Source organism: Desulfosarcina sp., assembly GCF_046496365.1.
Classification (GTDB): domain Bacteria; phylum Desulfobacterota; class Desulfobacteria; order Desulfobacterales; family Desulfosarcinaceae; genus Desulfosarcina.
Window position 1 is genome coordinate 19,625 of record NZ_JAWOHB010000196.1, and the last position, 9,738, is coordinate 29,362.

The 9,738-nt window shown below is 56.2% G+C and carries 7 protein-coding genes; 2 read left to right on the forward strand and 5 right to left on the reverse strand.

From position 1 onward, the window contains the following. Positions 1-5: 5 nt before the first annotated feature. A complete protein-coding gene (locus R6V78_RS19135; RefSeq protein WP_410290990.1) occupies positions 6-2,666 on the reverse strand; it encodes a response regulator in 2,661 nt (886 codons plus the stop codon). A gap of 55 nt (positions 2,667-2,721) precedes the next feature. Beyond that, positions 2,722-4,677, reverse strand: coding sequence for a response regulator (locus R6V78_RS19140; protein ID WP_410290991.1), 1,956 nt, complete (start codon positions 4,675-4,677; stop codon positions 2,722-2,724). Between the two features lie 267 nt (positions 4,678-4,944). On the opposite strand from R6V78_RS19140, the gene R6V78_RS19145 reads away from it, so the two are divergent. Both R6V78_RS19145 and tdh read left to right on the forward strand, forming a co-directional pair. Then, positions 4,945-6,135 carry a glycine C-acetyltransferase gene (locus R6V78_RS19145; RefSeq protein WP_410290992.1) on the forward strand — a complete coding sequence of 397 codons (1,191 nt, stop codon included), beginning with the start codon at positions 4,945-4,947 and terminating at the stop codon, positions 6,133-6,135. A gap of 30 nt (positions 6,136-6,165) precedes the next feature. Continuing rightward, a complete protein-coding gene (gene tdh, locus R6V78_RS19150) occupies positions 6,166-7,191 on the forward strand; it encodes an L-threonine 3-dehydrogenase (protein ID WP_410290996.1) in 1,026 nt (341 codons plus the stop codon). Positions 7,192-7,215: 24 nt separating this feature from the next. Here tdh and R6V78_RS19155 read toward each other — a convergent pair whose 3' ends face one another. From R6V78_RS19155 to R6V78_RS19165, 3 genes are all read right to left on the reverse strand, one after another. Further along, positions 7,216-8,949 (reverse strand): acyl-CoA carboxylase subunit beta, encoded by a 1,734-nt coding sequence (locus R6V78_RS19155; protein ID WP_410290993.1) that lies wholly within the window; start codon positions 8,947-8,949, stop codon positions 7,216-7,218. A 35-nt stretch (positions 8,950-8,984) separates the two neighbouring features. Then, positions 8,985-9,377, reverse strand: a complete 393-nt coding sequence (locus R6V78_RS19160) for a carboxymuconolactone decarboxylase family protein (protein ID WP_410290994.1) — start codon at positions 9,375-9,377, stop codon at positions 8,985-8,987. Positions 9,378-9,543: 166 nt separating this feature from the next. Beyond that, on the reverse strand, positions 9,544-9,738 hold a 195-nt coding region (locus R6V78_RS19165; protein WP_410290995.1), incomplete at its 5' end, for an acyl-CoA dehydrogenase family protein.

Consider the following 9,738-nt stretch of genomic DNA (forward strand, 5'->3'; position numbering starts at 1 on the left):
CGGTTTCAGCTGACCCTTGCGACCATCTGCCTGAGCCGCCGCTCAAACCCCGCCAGTTCATCGGCCAGCCTGTGGTACGCGTGCTGGGCGCCTGCATACTGCTCCTGGTCGGCCAGGCGTTCCAGCTGTCGGGCCGCATCGGCTGCACCATCGATCTGAAAATTACGCGCCATCCCTTTCAGGGCGTGGGCCGTCCGACTTAACAAGGCCCCATTTTCTGCGGCGATGGCTTGCCTGATTGTCTCCATCATCGGTGGATAGTCACTGATGAACATATCGGCGACCTCTTTAAAAAATGCGCCATCGTGGTTGAACGCCTCAAGCAGTGCGGCCAGTTCGCTTGTATCGCGAGTAGATACAGATGGTTCACTGCCTGCGGCCGATCCCGGATCACGGACTGCCAGGGGCATCACCCGGCGGATGGCCTTCAGCAGCATGCCGGCGGAGATGGGTTTGGATACATAATCGTCCATACCGGCTTCCAGGCATCGCTCGCGGTCACCGCGCATGGCGTGCGCCGTCATGGCGATAATGGGCACATGGCGCCGGGTCTGTTTTTCCTGGTCGCGAATCCTCGCCGTGGCAGTGAGACCGTCTATCTCAGGCATTTGAACATCCATGAGCACGAGGTCAAAATCCTGATCGGCCAGCAGATCGATGGCCTGACGCCCATTGTCGACGATGGTTGCCCGGCATTGCCAGCTGTCCAGCAGGCGCCGGATATACTTCTGGTTAAAAGGCGTATCTTCAGCAACAAGAATGGTGAGCGGCGGCAGCCGGATATCCTGACCGGCGCTGCTGCCGTCCTGGCAATTTTCAACCGGCATCTTTTCCATGGTGAGGGCCTGGATGACGGCATCCAGCAGGTCGGAGGGGCGGACGGGTTTGGTCACCACGGCGCTGATATCGGCCGGGTCAAACCGGATCGTCTCTTTGGCGGTGGTAAGCATCATAATGATCCGCGGTGTGTTCCCAGCACTGCCCTGCTTGATCTGTCTGACCAGTGACAGGGCGCCCGGCGGGGTAAGATCCGATTCGATTAGGGCCAGATCGAAATTGACGGCACCACCGACCCCTTTCAACAGTGCGATACCGGCCGGCGCCGTTGCCGCCGGTTTGGGCAGCATCTTCCAGCTGGCAAGCATCTCGCACAAAATCTTCAGGTTGGTGGCGTTGTCATCAACTACCAGAATCCGAAGGCCTTTCAGATCAACCTGGGCAGGCAGTTCAACAGCGCCCGACTCCTTGGAATCCACCTCGAAAGCCACAGTGAAATGAAAAATGCTGCCCTTCCCCAGAACGCTCTTGACACCGATCTGCCCACCCATCAGCGTAACCAGTTGAGCGGACACAGCCAGTCCAAGGCCGGTGCCGCCGTACTTACGGGTGGTGCTGCCGTCGGCTTGCCGGAACGCCTCGAAAATCAGGGCCTGCTTGCCAGCTGCAATGCCCACACCGGTGTCCCGGACCGCCACATGGAGCATCAATCGGTTGTCTTCCCTTGACCTGCACTGGGCAGAGACGATAATTTCCCCTGAATCGGTAAATTTGAGGGCATTGCCGATCAGGTTGAGGAGTACCTGGCGGAACCGGTGATGGTCGCCCACCAGTCGATCCGGCACGTCGGGTGCCACCCGGTAGGCCAGTTCCAGGTTTTTCTCATGTGCCTTGACAGCCAGGATCTTGAGCGCCTCTCCCAAGAAGTCCCTCAGATTGAACGGGGATTTTTCCAGCTCCAGCTTGCCGGCTTCAATTTTGGAAAAATCGAGGATATCGTTGATTACCGACAGCAACGCGAATGCGGCCGATTGAACCACTTTGAGATCCTCCCGTTGCTCCCGTGACAGGGACGATTGCAGCAGCAGTTCCACCAGCCCGATGATGGCATTCAGGGGTGTTCTGATCTCGTGGCTCATATTGGCAAGAAATTCACTTTTGGACCGGCTGGCAGCCTCGGCAGCCATTTTTTCCTGTTTAAGGGCATCGGCCTGGCGCCGACGCGTCACGTCCCGCAAAATTCCGCGGAAACCGTCCGCTGCACCGCGGTCGCCGGTAATGGGGGAAACCGACGTTTCGACCCAGCGCCTGGCGCCGTCACTGCGCACGATTATAAACCCCAGGTCTTTGATCGCCCGTCCCGTACGGTTAACCTTTTTGAAGGCCTTGAGCACCTTTTCCGTCTCAGCCGGAGTCAAGAGGCGCCGATAATCCAACTGCAGAAGCGCTTCGGCCGTGTAACCGGTAATCTTGCGGAAGGAATCATTGAATATGGTAAATTGTCCGTCGCTGTTCGTCTCGTAATAACCGTCTTCGATATTTTCGATGATGGTCCGGTGTTTTTCTTCAATGCCAGCCAGGGCCTCGTCCGCCTTTTGGCGCTGGCGGATGGTGTATCCCACGTGGGACCCGAAAATCATGAAGAAACAAAGTACCAACAGCCGGCTCAACACCTCGTCCAAACCGGGGGCAAAAAAATCCCCCACGAAGGTTCCCTCAGCGGTGGTCAACGCAAAGATGAGGGAGGCGAAGACCCAGTAAAAAATGGCCAGACCCATCCCAAAGAGGAGCACGCTGTCCGAAAGCCGGGCTGCACTGGTTCTTTTCTTCAGCATAAAAAATCCCCGTTTGGGGTCATGGGGATGCTCACCCGCATGGGTATCAGCCATCGGCGATTCATCTGATTTTCCCCTTGCGGACCGCGGAGAATAGTCGGTCCATGCGTCAGGAAAGGATCTCCTTGATCTTCTGGGCCAGTTGATTCAGGTTATACGGCTTTTGGATAAACCCGTCACAGCCTTTCTTTAAAATGGATTCAGCCTGACCTTCAATGCTGTATCCTGAAGAAAGGATCACGCGGACCTCAGGCCGTATGGATTTAATGCGATCATAGACAATTTCTCCACCCAGGTCCGGCATGATCAGATCCAGAATCAGCAGCTGGATGCGGTCCTTGTTCTCATCGAACACACGAAGGGCTTCTTTCCCACCGTTGGCAAGCAGCACGTCATAGCCGAGCTCATTGAGCATTGCCTTGTCTGCTTTGAGAATGTACTCCTCATCGTCCACGACAAGAATGGTCCCCGACCCTTTTTCCGGGCGTTTAGCCGTGGAGGCGACCAGCGGCTGGTCGACATCTTTAGGCTTCTGAAGGATCCTGGCCGCAGGAAGGTAGATGCTGAAGGTGGTTCCGCGTCCCACCTGACTGTCCACGGTGATGATGCCCTTGTGCTTTTTGATGATGCCAAACACAGACGCCAGCCCCAGACCCGTACCCTCTGCCATGGGGCGCGTGGTGTAGAACGGCTCAAATATCCGCTCGATGGTTTTGGCGTCTATCCCGGCTCCGGTATCGCTCACGTCGATTTTCAGATATCGCCCCGGATTCAGGTGGTAGGGTTTGACAAAGGCGTGGTCCAGGGTGACCTCGGCTGTCGAAACCGTTAACGTCCCTCCGGGGGGCATGGCATGCCAGGCATTGACATACAGATCCATCAAAGCCAGTTCAATCTGGGAGGCATCCACCTCCGCCATGGCCCATTCATCTTCCAGGTGCAGGATCACATGGATTTCTTTTCTGGTCCGGGCAAACATGCTCGAGGACTTTTCAACGATGTCGTTGATATCCACAAGGTCGAGGGAATAGCGGCCGCCCTTGGCAAAACTCAACAACTGACGGGTCAGTTTAGCACCGCTGTCGATGCAGCGCTCGATGCCTGCCAGTTCATCATAACCCGGTTCACCCACTTTTTTGTCCTGAAACAAAATGGAAACATTTCCCTGGATACCCATGAGCAGGTTGTTGAAATTATGGGCGATGCCGCCGGCCAGGTTGCCGATGGCGTCCATGCGCCGGACATGCTGCAGCTGGTATTCCAGGTCTCGCTGGTCGGTGATATCGTTGATCAGCAAAATGGTTGTGTCTGCCTCCACTTTCACCGGAAAACTGCGAACAATGATTTGTCGGCCATTAAGCAGCAGCGGGCGGGTCAGTCCCACCACCGTTGATTTTTCGGCATCCTTGTTCATCAGCATGTCAATGCGGATTCTGAAAGGTTCATCAAACAGCTCACGGGGCTCAGCAGAGAGCAGATTCTCCAAGGGGATGGCAAAAAGCTTCACAGCGGCTGAGTTGGCGTAAACCACACGGCCGGTATACACCTCAACGATTCCCTCGTTCATACTCTCCAAAATGGTTTCCAGATGGCGGTTGCGCCCGAGCAGCTCCTTGGTCATGCGCCGGGCAAATACCGGGATGCCATTGACTGAGGCGATACCGAGGATTTCATGATCGGAGATGGATTTGGTCGGTTCGCTGGAATCCTTAATGGCCGCCAGCACATGCTGACCCATTTGACCGAAAGGCCCCTTGGCAATGCAGGCGTTGACTCCAATTCTCCTGAAGTCCAGATCCATTTCAGCCACGGCAGCAGAGATGATCACCAGGTAACAGTCCTTCATATGTTCCATGGTCCTGATGATCTGGCACAGCTTATCACCGCCGATCTTGGGGATAATAAGGTCTACGAAAACAATGTCCGGCTGGTAGGCAGTCAGCAGCGTCAAGGCCGACAGCCCGTCTTCACAGGTCTTAACCTCATGACCTTCACCATCCAGCAGATTGGAAAGAAATTTCAAGATCATGCGGTTGTCGTCGACCACCAGTATTTTCTTTGTCATGGGGCGATCATCCTCTGCGAGCGCGGTAGCAGCTTTTGTTATCGACGAAGCGGCCGGATTCGGCAACCGGATTGAACGGGGTCTGCCGGCGTGGTTTGCTTGATATTATTCTTTCAGGTCAACCGATTATGCACAGGCGGTCGGTGACGGTCAAGCAAATTATCGCCATGCGGAAACCGTTTCCACCAGCGGAATTTCATTTGACAGTTTTTCTCTGTCCTTTTAAAGAGGGAACATAATTTCAAATCGAAAATGGAGGTCACTTGCATGCACGCACGTCTATTGGACCACCTGGCCGCTGAAGCGGAGATTTTGAAAACCAACGGCCTTTTCAAAGCTGAGCGGGTAATCGTCTCCGCCCAACAGGCCGCCATAACCATCGACAGCGGACAAACCGTGCTCAACTTTTGCGCCAACAACTACCTGGGACTGTCCAACCATCCGCGGCTGTTGGAAGAAGCGCAAGCAGCCCTTCGCACTTATGGCTTCGGCATGTCCTCTGTCCGTTTCATATGCGGCACCCAGGAGATCCACAAGGAACTGGAAAGCCGGATCAGCCGTTTTCTGGGCACCGAAGACACCCTGCTGTACGGCTCCTGTTTTGACGCCAACGGTGGCCTTTTTGAGGCGCTGCTCGGTGAAAACGACGCCGTGATCAGCGATGCCCTGAACCATGCCAGCATCATCGACGGTATCCGGCTGAGCAAGGCCCAACGCTTGCGCTACCGGAACAACGACATGGCCGATCTGGAGCAACAGCTCAAGGCGGCCGCCGGCTGCCGCTTCCGTCTGATCGCCACCGACGGCGTCTTCTCCATGGACGGCATCATCGCTGATTTGAAAGGCATCTGCGATCTGGCCGATCGCTACGATGCCCTGGTAATGGTGGACGACTCCCATGCAGTGGGCTTTGTCGGTGAACACGGACGGGGCACCCCGGAATACTGCGGCGTGTCCGACCGGGTGGACATTATCACCGGCACCCTGGGCAAGGCACTGGGGGGTGCTTCGGGTGGATATACGGCCGGCCGGAAGGAAATCGTCGCCTGGCTGCGTCAGCGATCGCGGCCCTATCTGTTTTCCAACTCCCTGGCGCCGGTTATCACCGCCACCTCCATCGCCGTATTGGACCTGCTCGAAGAGAACCCGGACCTGCTCGACCGGCTCAAGGAAAACAGCCGCTATTTCAGGCAGGCGATGCAGTCGGCAGGATTCAGCCTGGTTCCAGGCCAGCACCCCATTATTCCGGTGCTGCTGGGAGACGCGGTGCTGGCCCAGAAAATGGCCGCCCGGATGCTGGAAGAGGGCATCTACGTGGTCGGATTCAGTTTCCCGGTGGTGCCCAGGGGCCAGGCCCGCATTCGCACGCAGATGTCTGCCGCCCATACCCGGGAGCACCTTGAACGGGCCGTTGATGCCTTTATCAGGGTCGGTCAGGAACTTGACATCATCCCTTAATGCAGAAAGACAGGTATTCGTATGGAAACCATGCAAGCCATCGTCAAGTTGAAACCCCAACCCGGTATCTGGATGGACCTGGTGCCCTTTCCGCGCATTGGCCCCAACGATGTTCTGATCAAGGTGGTCAAGACCGCCATCTGCGGAACAGACATTCATATCTATAACTGGGATGCATGGTCCCAGAAAACCATCCCGACCCCCATGACCATCGGCCATGAATTTGTGGGTGTCATTGCCGAGGTCGGTGGCGAAGTCAGGGGACTGAAAGCGGGAGACCGGGTATCCGCCGAAGGCCACATCACCTGCGGCCACTGCCGCAACTGCCGGGCCGGCAAGCGCCACCTGTGCCGCAACACCATCGGCGTGGGCGTCAACCGGCCCGGATGCTTCGCCGAATATATCAGCGTGCCGGCATCCAATGTATTTAAAGTGCCGGTCACCATCAACGATGAGATCGCCGCCATCATGGACCCGTTGGGCAATGCCGCCCACACGGCCCTCTCTTTCGATCTGGTGGGTGAAGATGTGCTGATCACAGGCGCCGGACCCATCGGCATCATGGCCGTGGCCATCGCCCGCCACGTGGGTGCCCGCTATGTAGTGGTCACTGATGTCAACGACTATCGATTGCAAATTGCCACCCGCATGGGGGCCACAGCGGCAATCAATGTGGCCGAAACTTCCATCGCCGACACGGTGAAACAGCTGGGCATGAAAGAGGGCTTCGACGTAGGCCTGGAGATGTCCGGCAACATCCAGGCCTTCAGGGATATGCTCCAGGCCATGAATTACGGTGGGCAGATCGCCATCCTGGGCATCCCCGGCAGCGAAGTCTCCTTAGACTTGACCCAGATCATCCTCAAGGGGTTGAAGATCAAAGGCATCTACGGCCGCGAGATGTTCGAGACCTGGTACAAGATGACCAGCATGCTCCAGAGTCGTCTGGACATTTCGCAGGTGATCACCCACCGGTTCGGTGTGAAGGCGTTCCAGGAGGCCTTCGACATCATGCGCTCCGGCCGGTCGGGGAAGGTAATCATGGACTGGAATTAGCCTGCGATCGCGTTAAATCACCTCTTAACCCTTGATCACCCGGGGTGTCAGCATCTGGTGCTGGGGGCAGATGGATTTGGGGTTCTGGTAGACGCAACCGGCAAAGGCCGCCAGGTAGCGTCTGATTTCCGACATCTTGACAACCTCATCAACAAACCCTTTGCGGGCGCAGTAGCTTGGCCTGGAATTGTCATAGTATTCCTGGGCCATCTGGTTCATCTTGTCGATAACCGGCTGCAGGGGTTTGCCGGCGCTCTTCTCCTTGACCAAGCGTCTTGAAAAGCTTGCAGCGGCTGCCGTCTCCCCGTGCATCACGTATATTTCCGTCGTGGGAACCCCCAGGGTCAAGGCGTTGTGACGGTTGGCCGTGGGCCCGCCCATCACATAATGGGCCGCAGCAGTGCCCTTGCGCAGCACGACCAGCAGCTGGGGAACGTCGGTTGACTGAATCGAGTAGATCAGGGTCTGCCCCAGACCCAGCAATTCGGCCTTTTCGGCGATATCACCGACGTCGATGCCGGATGTATCCTGGAACCAGATGATAGGCACCCGGTCGCGGCCGCACAGGGTAACGAACTCGTTCATCTTGATCAGACCCTGGCGGTAAAGCTTACCGCCAATTCCAGGATAATCGGCGTATTCGGGGTAGCCTTCCCCAAGCCACCCCTGGCGGTTGCCGATGACACCCATCAGATATCCCTCGATTTTAACCAGGCCGGTGTATATCTCAGGACCGTAACCGGGTTTGAACTCCATATGTTCACTACCATCGACAAGGCGGGCCAGCACCTGGTCGAATTCATAGATCTGTTTCTGGTTGAAGGGAACCAGGCTGTAGATGTCCTCGGCCGGGAAAATCGGCGCTTTGGGTTCGGCCACACGGAAAAACTTGGGATTATATGCCGGAATATCCTTCATGAAATCCTTGAGGCCGTCGAGCACCTGGGTCTCCTCCTCGTAGACATAGCGGAAAAAACCTGTACCGTCGTAGTGGATATCCACCGACCCCGGCGGTTTGGCTTTATACTGTCTGGCTGAGTTGATCAGGGCTTCGGCCCCCTCTTCGTCGAAGAACCCTTTGGGAGACATGCCGCTGAGGATACCGCCGCCACCCACGGCAATATTGCAGTCCTTGTGGGCAAACAGGACCGTCGGGCTGATGCCCTGGTAACCGCCGCCGGCCGGATTGGTACCGTAGATGGCGGCCAGGATGGGGATGCCCGCCTGGTTCAATTCAGCGTGACGGAAAAAGGGGGTGCCGCCCCCGCGGCGACCGGCATAAAATTTCTCCTGTTCCGTCAGCTTCACCCCGCTGCAGTGAACCAGCCAGACCAGCGGGATGTTCAAGCGTTTGGAAAGGTTGGTGACTTTGAGGATATTTTCGGATTGCCCCGGCAGCCAGGCACCGGCGAGCACCTTGTTGTCGAAGCCGATAATCACAGCCCATTTCCCGGAAATTTTACCCAGACCGTCGACCACATTGGTGGTGCCCTCTTCGTTGTCTTCAGGGTTATAGAGCGTGTGCAATGGGCACCAGGTGCCCGGGTCCACCAGATAGTTCAGCCGCTGCCATACCGTCATCTGACCGCGGGCATTAATTTTTTCCTCGGAAAAACCAGCCTGTTTGACCGTCTCCGCTTCCTTTTTCAGCTGCGCTTCGACCTCCTTGATCTTTTTGACATTTTCTTCGGCGCTCTTGATCTGGCCGGCATTCATCTCTCTTCCAAATACCGGCATCTTTTCAAAATACGGTCTCATGATGTCACTCCCGAATCGGTTTAATTGTTAATCCATTATCCAGCGATGGGCCATTGAGCCTTTTCTTTCAATACGTCCCTGAGCAGCTTTAAGGCGGTGTTGACCGTCGGGATGCCGCCATAGGTGAAAGTTTGAAATATGACTTCGGCAATTTCTTCTGGCGTACAGCCGACATTCAATGCGGCCTGAATGTGCAGTTTGAGTTCCTCCGGCCTTGACAGCACGGTCAGCACAGCCACCGTCACCAGTTGCCGTGTCGCATGGGGAATCTTCTCCCGTGCGTAAAGCTTGCCGGTGATAAAAAGGGACAGATCCCTTCCCAGGTCCTTATCAAAACTGCGCCACAATTCAAAGGGTTTTTCACCCTCGATGCCGCTGAAGTAAAGCGCACCGGTCGTTTTGGTTTTCTCGATGATGTCGTCGCTCACAGCATGAAGTCCTTTCAAGGTTTGACTGAGAAGTAGCCGGTCGAAGTTCTGATCCCGGATGCAACATTATTGAAACCCAGGGCACAGCAGCGCGGCCCAGGCGAGGGTTTGAACAACGTGAGAATTCGGAACCGGGCCGCAGAATCCAATTTCTGGATGAAATGGCCTATCGGTTGGCCTTGCGGTACCCCAGCTGATCCAGGGCAATGATCCACTTGCAGATGTTGGCCGACCCCTCCACCATATAATAGGTCGGCGTGTCACGGTAAAACCGCGCCACCGGATACTCCGTCGAATATCCGTAAGCGCCCAGTATGCGCATGGCATAGTTGGACGCCTTGTTGACCGTCTCGCCGGCAAA

What these genes read in the sequence shown, in the direction of transcription:
- R6V78_RS19145 (WP_410290992.1), top strand. Translation starts at nt 4,945, where the DNA reads ATGCACGCACGTCTATTGGACCACCTGGCCGCTGAAGCGGAGATTTTG.
- R6V78_RS19135 (WP_410290990.1), bottom strand. Translation starts at nt 2,666, where the DNA reads ATGGCTGATACCCATGCGGGTGAGCATCCCCATGACCCCAAACGGGGA.
- tdh (WP_410290996.1), top strand. Translation starts at nt 6,166, where the DNA reads ATGCAAGCCATCGTCAAGTTGAAACCCCAACCCGGTATCTGGATGGAC.
- R6V78_RS19140 (WP_410290991.1), bottom strand. Translation starts at nt 4,677, where the DNA reads ATGACAAAGAAAATACTGGTGGTCGACGACAACCGCATGATCTTGAAA.
- R6V78_RS19155 (WP_410290993.1), bottom strand. Translation starts at nt 8,949, where the DNA reads ATGAGACCGTATTTTGAAAAGATGCCGGTATTTGGAAGAGAGATGAAT.